The sequence below is a fragment of the Leptospira broomii serovar Hurstbridge str. 5399 genome (assembly GCF_000243715.2).
Taxonomy (GTDB): domain Bacteria; phylum Spirochaetota; class Leptospiria; order Leptospirales; family Leptospiraceae; genus Leptospira_B; species Leptospira_B broomii.
Map to the genome: position 1 here is coordinate 703,142 of NZ_AHMO02000008.1, position 19,166 is coordinate 722,307.

Annotated in this window: 11 protein-coding genes; 2 read left to right on the forward strand and 9 right to left on the reverse strand. The window is 43.2% G+C overall.

Features of this window, described 5'->3' with window-relative positions:
- Positions 1-42: 42 nt before the first annotated feature.
- Together LEP1GSC050_RS08745 and LEP1GSC050_RS08750 are read right to left on the reverse strand one after the other, a co-directional pair.
- Positions 43-2,136 carry a 7TM diverse intracellular signaling domain-containing protein gene (locus LEP1GSC050_RS08745; protein WP_010570848.1) on the reverse strand — a complete coding sequence of 698 codons (2,094 nt, stop codon included), beginning with the start codon at positions 2,134-2,136 and terminating at the stop codon, positions 43-45.
- 1 nt (position 2,137) lies between these two features.
- Entirely contained in the window at positions 2,138-2,986 is an 849-nt protein-coding gene (locus LEP1GSC050_RS08750) for an SDR family NAD(P)-dependent oxidoreductase (RefSeq protein WP_010570849.1), read from the reverse strand.
- A gap of 79 nt (positions 2,987-3,065) precedes the next feature.
- On the opposite strand from LEP1GSC050_RS08750, the gene LEP1GSC050_RS08755 reads away from it, so the two are divergent.
- A complete protein-coding gene (locus LEP1GSC050_RS08755) occupies positions 3,066-3,809 on the forward strand; it encodes a hypothetical protein (RefSeq protein WP_010570850.1) in 744 nt (247 codons plus the stop codon).
- A gap of 65 nt (positions 3,810-3,874) precedes the next feature.
- Here LEP1GSC050_RS08755 and LEP1GSC050_RS08760 read toward each other — a convergent pair whose 3' ends face one another.
- Together LEP1GSC050_RS08760 and LEP1GSC050_RS08765 are read right to left on the reverse strand one after the other, a co-directional pair.
- A complete protein-coding gene (locus LEP1GSC050_RS08760; protein WP_010570851.1) occupies positions 3,875-5,665 on the reverse strand; it encodes an alpha/beta hydrolase in 1,791 nt (596 codons plus the stop codon).
- 24 nt (positions 5,666-5,689) lie between these two features.
- Complete coding sequence (locus tag LEP1GSC050_RS08765; protein ID WP_010570852.1) at positions 5,690-7,402, reverse strand: GMC oxidoreductase; 1,713 nt, start codon at positions 7,400-7,402, stop codon at positions 5,690-5,692.
- Between the two features lie 114 nt (positions 7,403-7,516).
- Between LEP1GSC050_RS08765 and LEP1GSC050_RS08770 the strand changes: the two genes are divergently transcribed.
- Complete coding sequence (locus LEP1GSC050_RS08770; protein WP_010570853.1) at positions 7,517-9,025, forward strand: metallophosphoesterase; 1,509 nt, start codon at positions 7,517-7,519, stop codon at positions 9,023-9,025.
- An 8-nt stretch (positions 9,026-9,033) separates the two neighbouring features.
- On the opposite strand, the gene LEP1GSC050_RS08775 is transcribed toward LEP1GSC050_RS08770, so the two are convergent.
- The 5 genes from LEP1GSC050_RS08775 to rpoB all read right to left on the reverse strand — a co-directional run bounded on the left by LEP1GSC050_RS08775 (position 9,034) and on the right by rpoB (position 19,050).
- A complete protein-coding gene (locus LEP1GSC050_RS08775; protein WP_040911245.1) occupies positions 9,034-9,882 on the reverse strand; it encodes a sterol desaturase family protein in 849 nt (282 codons plus the stop codon).
- 332 nt (positions 9,883-10,214) lie between these two features.
- Positions 10,215-10,688 carry a 30S ribosomal protein S7 gene (gene rpsG, locus LEP1GSC050_RS08780; RefSeq protein WP_010570855.1) on the reverse strand — a complete coding sequence of 158 codons (474 nt, stop codon included), beginning with the start codon at positions 10,686-10,688 and terminating at the stop codon, positions 10,215-10,217.
- Between the two features lie 13 nt (positions 10,689-10,701).
- Positions 10,702-11,076, reverse strand: coding sequence for a 30S ribosomal protein S12 (rpsL, locus tag LEP1GSC050_RS08785; protein WP_010414637.1), 375 nt, complete (start codon positions 11,074-11,076; stop codon positions 10,702-10,704).
- A 75-nt stretch (positions 11,077-11,151) separates the two neighbouring features.
- Entirely contained in the window at positions 11,152-15,357 is a 4,206-nt protein-coding gene (gene rpoC / locus LEP1GSC050_RS08790; RefSeq protein ID WP_010414640.1) for a DNA-directed RNA polymerase subunit beta', read from the reverse strand.
- A gap of 12 nt (positions 15,358-15,369) precedes the next feature.
- Positions 15,370-19,050, reverse strand: a complete 3,681-nt coding sequence (gene rpoB / locus LEP1GSC050_RS08795; protein ID WP_010570856.1) for a DNA-directed RNA polymerase subunit beta — start codon at positions 19,048-19,050, stop codon at positions 15,370-15,372.
- Positions 19,051-19,166 lie beyond the last annotated feature (116 nt).

Consider the following 19,166-nt stretch of genomic DNA (forward strand, 5'->3'; position numbering starts at 1 on the left):
GAGTCAAGTATTTATTAAAACTTATAAGACCGAGTATGAATATTACGTTTCAATTTCTTCGATGTGTGAAGAGTGTGTGACCGGGTACAAGCGCTTTAAATAAAGTTGAGTAGCTTTATCTTCCGGAAAAACTTTAATCACTCTTTCAAAGTAATTCTTCGCATCTTCGAAAGCTTTTGCATGAAAGCTTTGGACAGCTTGTTCATAATCCACTTTTGTACGTAATTTCAAATCTTGATCCTCGGGCTCGTCGCCGTCGATGATTTCATATACGGAAACAGGTTTTTGTTTTCCCTTAACTTTAACACGGTCCAAAAATCGAAAATGAAATTTTCCATTCGCTTTAACTTCCTCGACCGTGCTTTCACTTACTGCAATCCTAGACCCGTAAACTTTTGTAAGACTTTCTATTCTGGATGCCAAATTAACGGTGTCAGATATAACGGTACCTTCCAACCTTTCCTCAGCGCCAATCGTGCCCAACATTAACGAGCCGGCATGTATTCCAACACCGATCTGGATAGGAACATATCCCTGTTTATGCCGATGTGAATTATATTCTTTCAAATATCTTTGCATTTCAACTCCAGCGGATACTGCATCTATTACATTTCTTTGAAATAATGCCATGATGGCGTCACCGATAAATTTATCGATAAAACCGTTATGCCTCTGGATGATCGGACTCATTCTACCTAAATATGAATTAATAAAATTGAAATTTTCCGCAGGAGTCATCTGTTCCGATAGTGTTGTAAAAGAGCGGATATCGCTAAAAAGAACCGCCATATTTTTCTGAATTTGATCGCCTAACTTAACGTCTAATATCGAATCTTTGCCAAGATTTGCCAAGAAATCTCGAGGAACGAAGCGTGCATAAGATTCAGTTAGAATTTTTTGCATTTCGAGCGTCTTAGCTTGCGCCTCCTCTTTTTCCCTCTTAATCGTATTGATTCGAGAAGCTAACGCGAATGATAATAGGATAACTTCTAGTCCGGCTCCGATTTGCAATCCATAGTTTGTTAAAAAAACATCCGGGAGTACGGCAAAAGATTTTAGCCCATAAAGAATCCCGCCTGAAAGAAGTGTTAACCAAGCTATTAAATAATAAATGGCAGGTCTATATCCCTTATTCAAAACATAAAAAGCGCAACCTAATACCAAAGGAACATTAAGCATCGCATAAACCGCAAGAACCCATAAAATGGAAGAGATCTTTACGAAAATAGATACGATAGTAAGGACTATTCCAACCATGCTGGATATAATTAAAATCTTATCCACCCGAGGAGTATTCTCATAAGTTATCAGGAAATATCTCGAAAAAAGAATTACAAAAACGGGAAGTAACGGAATCAAAAATGTCGGAGCGTAGCTGGCCAACCATGTTGAATTCGGCCAGACAAATTGGAAGGCTAAACCGTTTAAACTCATCTGTAAGAGGCCAAAGGTAACAATATATAAAACGTAAAAGAAATAGCTCAGATCCTTGACAGTAAAGAATAAGAACAAATTGTACAAGGCCATGACGAAAATAAGCCCGTAGTACAATCCGAATATAAATTGTTCCGTCGCATTACGATTCGCAAAAGCCTTTTCGCTCAGAATTTGAATGGGAAGAGAGATCGTACTCTCTGATTCAACTCTTAGGTAAAAAACGGATTCGATTCCTAACTCTCCATCGTTATGCAACGGTAACTCAAATAGAAAGTTTCTATGGCTAATTTCCCTCTCACGAAATAGAAGTTTGTCTCCTGCCTTTTTTACCGTGTAACCGCTTTTCGACGGCAGGTAGAGGTCCACATGATCAAGTACAGGATGGCTGATTTCTAGATACCAACTACGCACGTTTCTGGATTTATTTTGCAGAGGAATTCGAACCCAATATGCAAAATCAGTTATTCCAAAATTCGTTTTTTCCGGAATTGCAAATTTAATATCTTTTTTGCCCTCTACTATATCCTCAATAGTTAAGTCCTTGCTTCTATCCACATAAAATGAAACAGATTTTCCGATATCATATTGATCTTTATCGTCCGTGAGAATTATATCATCAACATATCCTTCCTGACCTTGAATAGGGAAATTCAATAAAAAAAATACCAAGAGGAATATAGTAGAAGAAAGTTTATTCATATCACTTATGAATTCCTAATGTTTTTGAAATTAATTTATCGAAAATTCGAGTCGGCAGATACTTCGGTAGAATTGTGTCGGTGAAGAAACTACTTTTTAAAAAATACCTAACCCTAGGGTTTGGACTTTGTATCGCGTCTATGATTGCTGCTATAACTTTTTCCATCGGAACGCCAGCTTTAGCTTTTTTTTCATTTATTTGGACGAACTTTAATAGGGAATTCTTATATTCCGAATCTTCAGAAATTTTTAAAATCCCTTCATTAATTTTATCCGTCAACGGAGTCAATATAGCACCGGGCAAGATTGAAATAACATCAATACCATATAAACTTAATTCCCGTCTTAGGCCATCCGTCAATGCTTCCAGTCCATATTTGGAGACGGAATAAGCAGCCAAAAACGGGAATGTTCGTATTCCGCTCATAGAACTTATATTAATGATACGTCCAGGTGGAATCGTTGAATTTTTCTTTCCACCCAAAAATGCTATAAATTTTTGGACTACAAGAAACGGGCCGATCAAATTAATTTCGATTTGCATTCGAAAAGAGTCAACCGGTAATTCGACAAGTGGGCCCGGAATCACGACGCCTGCATTATTAACGATCGCTCGTAAACCATTGCTTCCTAAAATTTTTCCTACTTCGTGAGCAGCGGCAGATACGGCAATTTCGTCCGTTACATCAAAATATATCGGATGAAACCGATCACCCAACCTGTCCCTAAGAGCGGTGCCTTGCTGTTTTGAGCGGATGCTTCCGAAAACAAAAAAACCTTTATTAATTAAAGTTTCCGTCAAGGCAAGCCCGACTCCTGAATTAACTCCCGTAACAAGAATATATTCCATAGGCACATTCTTTACAATTCGTAAGCCTCGTGCAAATTATTTATTGCTTTTTTAGAATTTTCCAATATTCTTCGCCTTCATGACAGGTATCGGCCATTTATCTTCAGCATTCATACTGAAATGTAAATTTAAAGAAACTCCACTTTGGATTCTCCTTGTCGCAGCGGAAATTGTCGAGATGGTTTGGGTATTCCTAAATCTCAATCCGTTTGGATTCTCTCCTGCTTTAGAATATATGAAAATAGAAATACCTTTTCTTTATATTGGAAACATGAAGCTTCTAAGCCAACAATATTCGCATTCGTTGGTGGGAGGAATGATAATAGGCATTCTCTACTTTTTCATTCTGAAAACATCCAAAATTACTTCCGCTTTGCGTTATATTGCAATCGCGATTCCCGTTAGCGGTCATTGGTTTTTGGACTATCTGGTCCATGACCATGATCTTCAAATTTTCCCAATTTCAGATACGATCAAAGTCGGCCCTTTATATTCTTTTAATTTTTCCGATCCTAACCTTGGCATTAGTGCGACAGTTCCAATGTTAGGATTCGGTATTCAGGCATTCTTTTCCACCGTATGTGCATATTATTTTCTAAAGAATTTTCAATTCTCCGAAGTAACGCGTAAGCGAAATTTTATAATCGGGTTCGTTATACTCAATCTACTCTCATTGCCCATTTTTATAAAAGGTTTAATGACTTTTCTAATTAGATCGGAAGTTTGGATGGCCATTACAGTGCTCTCTGATATGATATTTGCTGGAATTGTACTTTTATATTTATCTAAAGATGCGACCCCAATTGCACCGACGAATTCATAAGTTCTGGCCGATTCCCGTTCATCATCCGATCCAAAATCGATAGATTAGGGTCTTTAGCTGGATTTTTATTTTTCGGAATGCTTTTTTAAGAACCCGACGATTTTTGGAAATATGTCCTTATCACTGTTTATACCCATAAGTGTATCTTGATGGCCGTAACCTTTTGCTATAAAGAGTTCGTTTTTATTATCATGTTTTAACCTTTTAAGGGTTTCGTACGCGATTATATTCGAATTCTTAAAAACCTTATTTTTATCTCCTGTGATAAAGAGAATCGGCGTTTTTATCTCGGATGCATATTCCAAATAATTGTTAGGGAGAGAATCGTAACGAGTATCGAGAACCTTGTATTTTACGACGACTTTACGAAAGATAGATTTTCTAATATGCCTATGATAATTCATAGATGTAGCTCCGAATAAATCGCCAACACGTCGATGAGTTACGGACGGAAGGTTAGCATGTTCATAACATGCCGGCCACCCTGTTCCCCACATCAAACTCAGCATATGGCAGGCGGAGTTATCGCATTCCGTATGAAACAAACTAATAAATTTTGAAAAGAGCTTCCCTCTGGCAGGACCCGGCAAATAAGACCATCGAGGATTTACGTTGGGAAAGCGAAAAACGTTTTCGATAAAGAAAGGCGCCAATATTAGCTTAATCTTAGACCACAGCGCGACATTAGGTGTAATTGAAACACTGTTGGAGATCACACTAGTAATTCCGTCGATTTTCTTCGCAAAGAGACTCATAAAAAAAGAAATTGAGCCGACACAGTGAACTATAAAATGAATGCGCTTATCTTTACCGACGTTTTCTCGAACTGTACGCAACGCAGCAGGGACGTCGTATAAAGCGATATCATCCAAGTTATAACGATGAGGTGTTAAATTATAATTCGACCGAAGGCTTCCACGCCAATCGAAACTCCAAACATCGTTAAAGCCATGCTCGTGGAGATAAGTAACCAAGTTTTTATGTTCAGGCATTATAAACATGTCGGTAGAGGTTGTAAGTCCGTGCATCAAAACTACGACATCTTTGCTTTCCTTTTTTTTAAACCTAAGAAGACTTAATGAGAGTTTATCTTCCGTGCTAACATAATGCGTTGTAATATCCGCATGCTTTACGCCGCTCAACGTAAATAAAGGGATTTCGCGTTCTCTCCATAATTCTGGTTCGGCTTTTCCCCAGTGAGAAGCATATACATCCCATAAGTTACCGGCAAAAAGTTCACCGAATTGAATGAGCGCATTTTTTCTTTCATCGAATGTTTTTCCGTTCGACCGAAAGGTCGTCATTTGCTTAATAAAATCCAATTCTTGAATATGCAAAATTCCTTCGGCGATTTTCTTAGCTTTTAACTCTGATTTTTCGTCTATAAAGCCAAGAAAGATTCTTGTATATAATGTGGATGTATCATTCCAAATATTTAAAATTCCATCATCCTTAACGACTTTATGTCCGCTTAATGTGAATTCTCCCCCCTGATGATTTTTAAGAAAGAGCCTATATTGCATATTTTTAACATTTTGAGAAGGAGTGCCTTTATCCACGAAACAATTAAAGTCGCCTCGTACAACCTCTAGCCGTCCACCTAACGATGCACAATCAACCCAACCGATTGCTATTCCCTTTTCTGCAGGATCATACACGAAGAATGCGACATCAGTTATTCTGATCGTCAAATGAAACATAATATAGTTTTTTTCTTTTTTTCCGGCGGAATATGAATCTTGATAAGATGATTTTGGAGAAAGAGTAATATAACCCTTCATTTCTTCGGTAAATTCCAGACTGACTGGCGTATTGCTTGCATAAGCCGGTGATTTTTTTTTCTTTTTGTTCAGCATAAATATGTTTGAGTCCTCTCGAAATTAAAGTTTCGAAGTTGATTTAGATCCTGTAATCGCTTCTGCAACTCGCTCCGACAATGCGGAAATTGTCATTGAGGGATTCGCTCCCACCGCTGTTGGAATTAAGCTGCCGTCAGCAACGTAAAGACCTTGATAACGAAAAACTTGTCCGAAATTTTTAAGATTCGAAGAACATACCCCTTCCGATTCGGTTGCCGCGATCACGCAACCACCTAACGGATGAACCGTTACATTATTCCTAATTGGCCAAGACCATGTAGGTAACGGGAAATGTGATTCCGCTTTCGTAAATTCTGCAAAACGCTTCGTCACATTCAGAATCGATTCGTAAAGCGACATGCTGGTCTTTTGCGGCCAGATCACTTGAATCGTTTTCCGCTTTTTATTCAAATACATTTCACCGTCGGCACGATCGATCCCCATACAAAGTAACACTGCGGAAGAGTATGAGAGATCACCGTTTAACATTTCTTGTAACAGATACCCGATTCGCCCATAGATTTTTCCATTCAAAAAACGCTTGAAAACCTCTCCTAACATTTTTAAAAAAAAACCGATTCTTAAAAACCATGGAATAGCTCCCTCGACAAAGTAAGAGGCAAACACAGGATAACTAGCGTCTTCTAACACAAAGGCATGTTTTGAATCGTAATTCTTAAACAAATTATAGTCGATATACTGAGTAATGACTGGGCCGTAATTCGGGTCCGCTGGTTCTTTCCCTCTTACAACAAAGGAAAGAAAATCACCGTTGCCAGAAAATCTTTTCCCTAGGCGATCGGAGATTGCTGGCAGAGTTTTAAATTCCTCTTTGCATTTTAATAGTAGTTCAGTCGTTCCTAAAGTTCCTGCCGAAAGAATTACTCGATTTGTATCTACATAGTGTGCCTTGCTGTTGTTCAAATCGATATAATGTACTCTATAACCGTACTGTCCTGTCGATTTAGGATCTTCGGTCTTATCATTTCCAAGAGGAACAATTTTAACGACTAAATGTTCCGTCCGAATCTCAGCCTTATACTTGTTCTCTGCAACAAACAGGTAGTTCAAATCCAGCGTATTTTTAGAATGAGTATTGCAGCCGATATCGCATTCGGCGCAATACGTACAAGATGTTTGCACGGCCCCGTACTTATTTTTTTCCTGAAGCCCGATTTCTAAAGGTCTCTTAAAATCGTTTCCAAAAAAGACGTTAATATTTGCCAGTTTAGATTCATTGCCGCTTGCTTTCGCAAATTTTTGATATAGCTCCGTCCGAACAATCTTACGCCTCGGGTTACCATCTTGTGGAATCGGCCTAGACCCTAGTACTTCCTTGACAACCTTATAGTAAGGGACCAAATCCTTCTTTTTACTTCCGGTCGGCCAGCGTTCATCAAAAATATGATCCGGAGGTTCTAGAAATACGTTCGCGTAAATTAAAGATCCACCGCCCAATCCGGCCGAAAGTACGACATCCATATTCGGATAATTGCGGATATCAAAAAGCCCTGTTTCCCTTAGATTACGAAACCGCTTCGCCCGGAAAGGATTCGGGTCCTCGGGCACATTCCAAAAATTTTTCGACATCGCATTTGGAGACCGTGGGAACGATCCCTTTGGATACCTTTTTCCCCTTTCTAGTATTAAAACTTTCTTGCCCCATTTTTTTGAAAGCCTACATCCTGTAATGGCTCCTCCGAATCCTGAACCGATAATTACCGCTTCGTACAATTTGGCTCAACCTCCGTTCTATGAAAAGTTTACTTATTTGCATTATTTGTCCCACAAAAGCAATAATTAATTGATTTAATTACAATATTTTGAATAAACTTTTCCCGGAAAAGTATGAGTCGAATTCGTTATATAGTAGTTTCTGATGTTCATTTTGGCGCTTACAATAGCCTACTCACGTATATCGAGGAAATAAAAGGAGCTCCCGCGGATAAGCGGTTCCCTGTTGACGCCTTGAAAACTTCCCCAGCTCTCAAAGACCTGATGGAATGTTTAAAAACGATCGTCACTTCAGTTAATAAAGGAGGCAAACTCCCTCAGTTTATCCTATTAGGGGACATTCTGGAATTAGCGTTAGGTGGGATGAACGACGCTGCTATGACCTTCGAACGGTTTTTAGAATGTGCTTACTCGACTAAGAAACCGATTTTTTCCGACCAAATATTATATATACCCGGTAATCACGACCACCATCTCTGGGAAACTGCGAGAGAAAAACAATACGTGGATTACATCGGGTCGTTGAAACCCCGCGACCATATAGCGGATTCATGGCATACCACTAAGATGGTCGACCCGGATTTCATTCTTTCCGATCTACTTACCGGGATACTGCGAAGGAACCCTCGCTTGAGGGAGGCGAAGGCGTTGATTGCTTATCCGAATTACGAAATCCAATCTAAGAGCAAAAATAAATCGATTATACTGAGTCACGGAAATTTCTTAGAAAACATTTATTCATTGATGAGTTCCATCCAAAGAGTTCTTCTCCCCGAGATGGATACCGGTAAAGAGCTACGAGCGCCGACATCCTTTTGGGGAAAGCTTAAAAGGAGCTTACCGTTCCAAAGTAAACCCGAGCCAAATAAACCGGAATCCATCTATGATTTAGAACGCGAAAACTTTGCTTGGATCGATTTCTTTTGGTCCACATTGGGTAGGTCGGGTAAAGTTGGCAAAGGTATCGGATTAGTTTACGATATGCTACAAGATTCGAAAGCGATAGGTCGGCTATCCGCCAATGTATCCGAATATCTACTTCGAAATTTGAGCATTCTTCCGCTGATTAAATCGATCATTCAGCACGCGTTATCTTTCTTTCTTCAAAAGATCATTCTTAAAGTCGGGCAAAGCGAACGCGGAATGTCGGATTCCGTGCTTAGCGACGAAGTCATACAGAATTTGGACGTCTATTTCAATACGGTTCTTCCGAACCAATGGAAGGTGGAGACGAAGCGGGAATTCCCGCAGAAGTATTCTTTTATTTTCGGCCACACTCATAAACCCTTCGAATCCCATTCTCAAGAACTCGGTTTGGATTCTCCCCATATTCCGATTTATAATACCGGGGGCTGGGTAGTCGATACGATTAAAGAAATGCGTTCACATGGTGGAGCAATTCTCTTAATCGACGACGAAGCCAATATCGTTTCGTTTCACGCGTATAAAGAAAGCAATTTGAAACCTTCTTTTCATCGATTGAAGGACGAAACAAATCCTTTATACGATGTGCTTATTCAAAAGGTCGATCTTTCTTCCGGTAATTTTAAAAAACTTTCATCGTCCTTTCATAAGGAAATCGAACTACGTAGAAAGATGTTAAGGACCCGAGTGGAAGAATAAAGTCTCCGTCAGGTAATTCCTCTTACCGTCGAAATTTTCAGAGGCGCTTCCGATTCGTCGGCATCGTTCCTTTTTCGAATCACCGAATCGTAATAGGATTCGTAGTCGGGAAAATTCGTTCCCATGATCCTATCCCAAAAATTAAAATACAAGCTATAGTTGCCGTGAAATTTTTGGTGATGCATGTTATGATGCGAGGATGTATTGATCCATTTTAGAATCGGATGACCTGCCCAGCCGTTCGGAAAAAGTTCGTATCCCAGATGCCACCAAATGTTCATGATCATTGCATAAAATGTATGAAATAAAACCACGTAAAAGTACACGGGCAAAAAGCATATGATCGGAACGATATAAACTCCTTCTAAGAATGCCTCCGCCCAATGAAAATTATAAGCGGCCAAAGGGGAAGGATTTACGGATTTATGATGAACCGAGTGGACATAAGGATAAATCGATCTCAAATGAACCAATCGATGCATCCAATAAAACCAAGTCTCGTGCCAAATCGTAATAACTACGTACGTGAAAATCGCGTAAAGCCATCCTCCATACAACGAAAAATCATAATATACTTTTCTCTGAAGGTAACCAAGTCGAGAAAGAGTAAAAACCGTCACGGAGATCGCACAAAACATGAAAAGAGTCACCGCCGATTGCTTTATCTCGAAGATAAGGCGTTCTTTTTTAGGGAAAGCGGATTGAATACGAAAACGTTGAAAATAACCTTTCTTCCAAACCCAGAATACTAAGAAAGCTAGGCCTGCAATCGGATAATAGCGAACAAAATTCATCATCAGCTGATAAAGCGCAAATCCCCCTACGCAATCCCAGCTCAACTCACAAGTAAACCTCATAGTCCCCTACACTTTTACTTGTTTATCTTAGGATAAAATTGCCGTTTCGTCGTCCGAAAATCTTTCCATAAATGAAGAAAGAAGACCTGATCATTTGGCACTCAAACGAATCCTGAGACTTTCTTCGATATTCTTGTTCGGACCGAACTTCTCAATCAGGGCATTAAAATTTCGAATATTTTTGAAATTTCGGCTGTAATAAGGATTTTTAATCTGAAAATAAAAAAAGGAGGCTTTTGCCTCCTTTCATTGATTGGGATTTCTCGAACAAGTCGAGAGCCGTGCGCTTTACACCCGGGAAAAAATGCGGGTCGTCAGTACTAAGATATTTCTTACCAGCGATAGTGGCTGAACGCTTTGTTTGCGTCTGCCATTTTGCGAATATCTTCCTTCTTCTTGATAGCCGAGCCGGTGCCTTTTTGAGCCTCGATGAATTCTGCGGCTAGCTTATTCGCCATTCCTTTCTCATTCCGGTCTCTGGAATAACGAATTAGCCAGCGAATTCCGAGGGCCAAACGACGCTCAGGACGAACTTCGATAGGAACTTGATACGTAACACCACCTACGCGGCGTGATTTTACTTCCACTTGCGGTTTTACGTTTTCGAGAGCTTCTTTGAAGGTTACATACGGATCATTTCCGGTCTTCTTCTGAATCAACTCGAGTGCATCGTAAAATAGTCTTTCAGCTACGGATTTCTTTCCGTCTACCATAAGACAGTTAATGAATTTTGCAATATGAGCGTCGCTATAAACCGAATCCGGCTGAATTTTGCGGGGCTCGACTTTTCCTCTTCTTCTGGACATTCCCTATCTCCCGTTACGCCTTAGGTTTTTTCGTTCCGTACTTGGAACGGCTTTTACGACGCTTATCAATACCAAGTGTGTCCAAGGTACCGCGGATAATATGATAACGAACCCCTGGTAAGTCTTTGACCCTTCCACCACGGATCAGAACAACGTTGTGTTCCTGCAAGTTATGTCCCTCGCCAGGAATGTAAGCGGTCACTTCGATTCCGGTGGTAAGACGTACCCTTGCTACTTTTCTCATAGCTGAGTTCGGTTTTTTAGGAGTGAACGTGGTCACCCTTGTACAAACTCCCCTACGTTGGGGGCTGCTTTTAAGAGCAGGAGATTTAGATTTGTTCTTCTGTTTCTTCCTGCCGTGGCGTATAAGTTGGCTAATTGTAGGCATGAATCCCTTCTATTTTTAGGCGGGTGACGACCCGATTTTACCAGATCGTCAGTACCCGCTCTGTTGTAAATCTCTTTAGTTCTCCGTATCTTCCGGTATTACTGGGGGAATCTCTTCCTCTTCCACTTCTATCGGTTGATCCAGGTCTCCATAAGTTTCTTTGAATACCGCAACATCGCGATACTTTCTCATTCCGGTTCCTGCGGGAATCATATGACCTATGATCACATTTTCCTTAAGTCCCGCTAAGTTGTCCGTTTTTCCTTTGATCGCTGCGTCAGTCAAAACTTTGGTAGTTTCTTGGAAAGACGCCGCAGAGAAGAACGATTCGGTATTCAAGGAGGCTTTCGTTAAACCAAGAAGAATCGGTACCGATTGTGCGGGAGAACCACCCTCTGCGATAACTCGTCTGTTTTCTTCCACGAACATAAAACGATCCACTTGTTGTTGATTCACGAAAGAGGTGTCTCCCGAATCCGTAATCAAAACCTTGCGCATCATCTGACGAACTACGACTTCGATGTGCTTATCGTTGATATGCACACCTTGAAGGCGATAGACTTCCTGAACTTCCTGCACCAGATACACTTGAAGAGCGGTTACTCCCTTAACTCGAAGAATATCGTGAGGATCCAGGTTCCCGTCATCCATTTGGTCTCCGCGTTTTACGAAGTCCCCGTGACGAACACGAAGTTGTTTACCGATCGGAATCGTTACTTTAACTTTATCCAAATCTTCGCTATCGGGCACGATGTAGAGAACTCGTTTTTCTTTTACGATTTCACCATTATCTTCGATCTTACCGTCCATTTCCGCAAGAGTGGTCGCATCTTTCGGACGACGAGCTTCGAAGAGTTCGTCCACGCGAGGAAGACCGCCGGTGATATCCCGGGTCTTTTCGGCAACGGTAGGAATCTTGAATAGAATATCTCCTGCCTTAACCTTGTCTCCGTTTTGCACCGAAAGAATCGCATCCACAGGGACAAGATATTCTTCGCGGGTTCCTCCGGATGAAACGACTACACGCGGAACCAGTTTATCCCTACGTTGCTCGATAACCTTGTAATTTACGTTAGAAGTTTTAACGTCTTCGTCCCGGCGAACGTTCTTACCTACTTCCAGATCCACCCATTGAGCGGTTCCTTCGATCTCGGTGACTCCGATCTCGTTATACGGGTCGAACTCCGCTAGAGCTTGGTTCGCTTCCGTGATATCGGTAGACTTAACGTTCAGAGTTGTTCCGGTTTTCACAGGAACGACTGCTTCTTCCCCGAGAATTCTAAATAAACCGTTCTCGATTTTTATCGTACCAGGCGCGTCCGAAGTGACGTTTTCTCCAGAAGCCAGAGTTGCGACCAGCTCTCCCTTATCCACTTTTTGCCCGTCTTCCACTCTGAGGTTGGTCAAATCGGAAGCTTTGAATTGTTGGATCAGCCTTTGAACCACGATGGATCCGCGACGAGTGAAGATAATTCCCCGATCCGTCGTAGATAAAGTCCGTCCGTTGATCGCGTTTACGATCGCTCGGTATCCGACTTTGTGTTCCTTCTCTTGAACCTTAGCGGAGGCGGCTCCACCGATGTGGAAGGTCCGCATGGTAAGCTGAGTTCCCGGCTGGCCGATGGATTGAGCGGCGATGGTTCCGACCGCCTCTCCGATTTCTGCCGGAGTCAAACGAGCCATGTCCATGCCGTAGCATTTAATACAGATTCCCCAACGAGCTTCGCAAGTCAAAGGAGAGCGAACCTTGATTTTTTCATAACCTAGGTTTTCCAACTTTTGACCGACTTCTCTCGTAATGAGGGTGCTTTTCGGATAAACGATGTCCTCGGAAACCGGATCGACGATGTCCTCGGCGGTATAGCGGCCGAAGACGCGATCGCTGAGGGAAACGATTACGTTCTCCCCTTCCTTTACCGTTCCTAACGTGATGCATTCTTCGGTTTGACAATCGTCTTCCGCTACGATCACGTCTTGGGAAATATCCACCAAACGACGAGTCAGGTAACCGGCGTCTGCGGTTTTCAAAGCAGTATCCGCAAGTCCCTTACGAGCTCCGTGAGTGGAAATGAAGAATTCGAGAACGCTCAAACCTTCCCGGAAGTTGGAACGAATTGCGAGTTCGATGATTTCTCCGGAAGGTTTCGCCATCAAACCGCGCATCCCGGCCAACTGGCGGATCTGTTGTTTGGATCCGCGGGCTCCCGATGCGGCCATGATGAATACCGGATTGTATCCGCCTTTATCCTTCTCCAGCTCTTTGAACATGGAATCGGTGATTAGGTCGTTGGTTTTGGTCCAAATCTCGATCACTTTTTTCTTACGTTCTTCGTTGGTGATGATACCTTTACGGTATTCGCCGTCGGCGCGTTCGACTTCCTTATTGGCGTCGCCGACAAGAGTAACCTTGCCGGGAGATACGCGAATGTCTTCGATGGAAATAGTCGGGCTAAAGATCGTAGCGTAACGATATCCTAATTTCTTAATATCATCTAGCATGAGGACGGTCTGAGCCGGTCCGTATTTCTCGTATACTTCGGCGATGATTCTGTTCGTCTCCTTATCGGAGAGAGCACGGTTTACGTAAGGATATCCTTCCGGAAGAACCGTATTGAAGATCAATCTTCCCGGAGTGGTCTCCAAAATCTTTCCTTGGTGCAGGACCGATATTTTCGTTCTATACTCAATCACTCCCCGATCGATCGCATAAGTCACCTCTTCCAAGTTCGCAAAGGACTTAAGAGGAACTCCTGCTTCGGAAGGAAGTTCGGAAGTGAGATAATAAATTCCTAATACGATATCCTGAGTAGGCCCGCAAATCGGGTGCCCGTTTGCAGGATTCAGAATATTATGAGGAGAAAGCATGAGCATCCAAACTTCCAACTGAGCTTTCGGAGTCAGAGGGACGTGAATCGCCATTTGGTCCCCATCGAAGTCAGCGTTGAACGCGTGACAGACGAGAGGATGCAATTTGATCGCTTTTCCTTCCACTAATATCGGTAGGAAAGCTTGAATCCCGAGACGGTGAAGAGTTGGAGCGCGGTTCAACATAACCGGATGCTCTTTTACGACGGTTTCGAGAACGTCGAAGACTTCCTTCTCTTCGGCTTCGACTTTTTTCTTAGCCGACTTGATGTTCGGAGCCAAGTCGAGATCCACGAGCCGTTTCATAATGAAAGGCTTGAAGAGTTCGAGAGCCATTTTCTTAGGAAGGCCCATCTCGTGATATTTCAGTTCCGGGCCGACGACGATTACGGAACGACCCGAGTAGTCCACGCGCTTGCCGAGTAGGTTTTGACGGAAGCGTCCCTGTTTTCCTTTCAGCATATCCGAAATGGATTTTAGAGGGCGATTTCCTTTTCCTTTTACAGTACGTTTGCGACGGCTATTATCGAAGAGAGCGTCCACCGCTTCTTGCAGCATACGCTTCTCGTTACGAACGATGATTTCCGGAGCTTTTAAAGCAAGCAGACGTTTGAGACGGTTATTCCTGTTGATTACGCGACGATAAAGGTCGTTCAAGTCGGAAGTCGCAAAGCGCCCGCCTTCCAGTTGCACCATCGGGCGAAGTTCCGGAGGAATGACCGGAACAACATCCAATACCATCCACTCGGGACGGTTACCCGAATCCCGAAACGCTTCTAGGACTTCTAGGCGTTTTAGAATTCTTTTATCGGTGATTTTTTCTTTCTCTTGGATTTTTTGACGGATGATACGCGCTTCCGCATCCACATCGATACGAGATAGAAGCTCTTTAATCGCGTCCGCGCCGATTCCGGCTACGAATTTGTCGCCGTATTCGTCCAAATACGCATGGTATTCTTCCTCGTCGATGAGTTCCCCACGATTTCTACCCGTGTCAGCCGGATCGATGATCACATATTTTTCGAAGTATAGAACGCTCTTGAGCTGATTGATCGTCATATCCAGCAAGAGTCCCATACGAGACGGAACCGAACGATAGTACCAAATATGAGAAACTGGGGCCGCAAGTTCTATATGACCCATACGCTCGCGACGAACTTTAGAGTGGGTTACCTCGACCCCGCATTTGTCGCAAACCACACCTTTATAGCGAATGGATTTGAACTTACCGCAATAGCATTCCCAATCCTTGGTGGTTCCGAAAATCTTTTCGCAAAAGAGTCCGTCCCTTTCCGGCTTCAGAGTCCGATAGTTTATGGTTTCCGGTTTTTTGACTTCACCGTAGGACCATTCTTTGATCCGTTCGGGAGAAGCCAGTCTGATTGTAATTGATTCGAAGTCGTTATTGGATCTCATGCTAACCTTCCCTTAGGCGTTCTCGATGGTCTCGAATTTAATCTTCTTTTTGCTCTTGGAATATTCGTCTTCGTAGTCCGAGATATCCACAGTGTTGCCCTCGGAGTCGGTGATGACGATATCCAGAGCAAGTCCCCTGAGTTCCTGTACCAATACGTTGAATGATTCCGGAATTCCCGGTTTGATGGAATGGATTCCTTTTACGATCGCCTCGTAAATTCTCGCCCTTCCCAACATATCGTCGGATTTAATGGTGAGGAGTTCCTGCAATGTATGGGATGCGCCATATGCTTCCAGCGCCCACACTTCCATTTCTCCCAAACGCTGTCCCCCGAACTGTGCCTTACCACCCAAAGGTTGCTGAGTAACCAAAGAGTAGGGCCCGGTGGAACGAGCGTGGATCTTGTCGTCAACGAGGTGGGCCAGTTTCAACATGTAAATGTATCCGCAGAACACTTCGTTCATGAACGGAAGACCCGTCCGCCCGTCGTACAATCTAAATTTAGAACTGAGAGGAAGATTCGCTTCCTTACAATATTTTTCCACGTCTGCTTCGGTGGCTCCGTCGAATACCGGAGTCTCGAAATTGATTCCGAGACGGCTTGCAGCCAATCCGAGTTGGGTTTCGAAAATCTGACCCAAATTCATCCGAGAAGGAACTCCCAACGGATTCAATACGATGTCCATCGGAGTACCGTCTTCCATGTACGGCATATCTTCCTCGGCCATGATCCGAGCAACGACACCCTTATTTCCGTGGCGTCCGGCCATCTTGTCTCCGACTAGAAGCTTACGCTTACGAGCTACGAAAACCTTGACCATCTCTTCCACACCCGCGGGCAATTCGTCGCCCTTCTCACGGGAGAAACGTTTGATATCGATTACGGTTCCTTCAAAGCCGTTAGGCATACGAAGAGAAGAATCTCTAACTTCCTTCGCTTTTTCGCCGAAAATGGAATGTAGAAGTTTGTATTCCGGAGTCAGATCGGTTTCCCCTTTTGGAGTCACCATCCCGACCAGAATATCCCCCGGTTTCACTTCCGCACCGATCCGGATCACACCGGTTTCATCAAGATCGCGGAATGCTTTGTCCGAAAGATTCGGAATATCCCGAGTAATCTGCTCTTGTCCCAATTTGGTTTCACGAGCTTGGATCTCGAATTCTTCTATATGGATGGAAGAAAAAATATCGTCTTTCACGACTTTCTCGGAAATGAGGATCGCATCTTCGAAGTTATACCCTTCCCAAGGCATAAACGCTACCAGGACGTTTCGTCCTAATGCAAGAGTTCCGTTATCGACCGCAGGTCCGTCGGCGAGAACGGTTCCTTTTTGTAGGATGTTTCCGAGTTCATCCATTCTCTCGCCAAGGACGACTTGACCTGCGAGAGTGGTCCCTCTGCGAACTTCCTCCCCGTTGGAAACGATCGGATGATACTGCTTAGAGCCGGAAGTAAGATTGTATTCTCTTATGCTTCCGTTATCCGCAGTGACTTCGATCTTTTCCTTGGTTACCTTGCTGACTTTTCCGTCTATCTCGGAGTGAAGCACTCCGACTACGGGAGTTTGGTTAAAGCAAGTACCTTGATTGGTCTTCTTAAATTTCGTTAAGTCGTAAGTATCGGATTCTTTTCCGCCCTTTTGCTCGACGATAACCTTTTCCGCATCTACGAACTTAACATAACCGTCTTGTTTCGCAATCACGCAAATTCTGGAATCGTATGCGGCGCGGCTTTCCATTCCGGTTCCCACATAGGGAGCTTCCTGACGGAGCAGAGGCACGGCTTGACGTTGCATGTTCGAACCCATCAGAGCTCGGTTTGCGTCGTCATGTTCCAAGAAAGGAATCAATGCCGTCGAAACCGAAACCACCTGCATAGGAGCCAAATCCATATACTGGATTTCGTTCGGATTTCTAAACGGGAAGTCTGAACGGTGGCGAGTCGAGATGAGTTTGCTTTTAAACTCTCCTTTCTCGTCCACAGCCGAAGAAGATTGAGCTATATAATGATATTCTTCTTTATCCGCGGTCAGGTATTCGATTTGATTCGCGACCTTTCCGTTCTTAACCACGCGGTAAGGCGTTTCTAAGAATCCGTAATCGTTTACGCGAGCGTAAGAAGACATCGAAAGGATGAGTCCGATATTCGGACCTTCTGGAGTTTCGATCGGACACATACGGCCGTAGTGGCTGTAGTGAACGTCCCGAACTTCGAATCCAGCTCTATCTCGAGACAGACCTCCAGGTCCGAGCGCATTGAGACGACGTTTATGGGTCAATTCTGCCAAAGGATTAGTTTGATCCATGAACTGAGACAATTGGCTGGAACCGAAGAACTCGTTGATAACCGCGGTGATCGGTTTGATTGAAATCAGAAGTTGCGGAGTTTGGGTCCCGACTTCCTGAACCGTCATTCTCTCTTTGATCACTCGTTCAACCCGAGTAAAACCGACTTTCAATTGATTGGAGATTAATTCACCTACTGATCTGATACGACGGTTTCCTAGGTGGTCGATATCGTCCGGATAGTAGTTCTCGGTTTCGGAAATCAGATTCAATAAATAACGCACGGTTTCGATGATATCGGCCGGGCGAAGAACTCTCTCTTTTGCGCTCGTAAACTCTTTCGGGTTATTGAATTCGAATTTGCTATTGATCTTATAACGGCCGACGTCTCCCAAATCGAAAGTTTTAGGAGAGAAGAAGAGGCGATTGAGTTCGGTTTCCGCGTTTTCAATCGTAGAAGGTTCGCCTTGTCGCATAATACCGTGGAATTTAAGAACTGCGTCTTCGTAGTCGTTGACGCCGTCTTTTTCCAGACAGTTCACAAGAACGGGGTTATCCTTATCTCGGGGAAACTCGACTAATTCGACTTCCTTTACCTTCATCTCTTTCAAGATAGAGATATTGTCTTCGTTGATCTTGGAGCCGGCTTCAAGCATGACCTCTCCGGTCTCCATGTTGATCACGTCCGCGATTACGCGACGACCGATCAATCTCTTGAGTTCGCGGGAACTCCCACCTGCAAGTTTTGCCTTGGAAGCTTTGTAGAAAAGACGAAGAATTTCCTCGTTCGTTCCGTGCCCTAAGGATTTAATAAGAAGAGTCGCAGGGAATTTTTTCTTTCTGTCGATTTTGGCGACCAGAATTCCCTTATTGTCCATCTCGAATTCCAGCCAGGATCCACGATAAGGAATCACACGAGCGGAATATGTATCTCTTTCCGCATCGTAGGAAAAGAAAATCCCGGGAGAACGGTGGAGCTGACTCACGACAACGCGCTCAGCTCCGTTGATAATAAAGGTTCCTTGTTCGGTCATCACTGGAAGATCTCCCATGTAAACGACCTGCTCGCGAATCTCGCCGGTTTCCTTGATGATAAGACGAATGACCGCCTTTAACGGAAGCGCGAACGTCGCATCGGTATCTTTGCATTCTTGCGGTGATTTCTTAGGATCGCCCAAAACATAGTGACTGTATTCCATCACCATATCGTTATTCGGACTTTCGATCGGGAAAGTTTCGCGGAAGACCGCTTCTAACCCTTGGTTTTTTCTTTTGGTAGGATCTTTAACTTCAGATTGAAGAAACCAGTCGAAGGACTTCTTCTGAATCTGAATCAAGTTGGAAAGGTAATCCAGATTGGTTATCTTACCGAAATTTACCCGTTTTCTCTCTACTTGACCGTACATCGGATACCCCCTAATGGATAATGAAAAATCATAATATATGTGAATAAAAGCAATAAAGCAAGGAGGTCCATAGGGCCTCCTTGCCTAAATGAAAGGATTGTAATCTGGTATCTAGG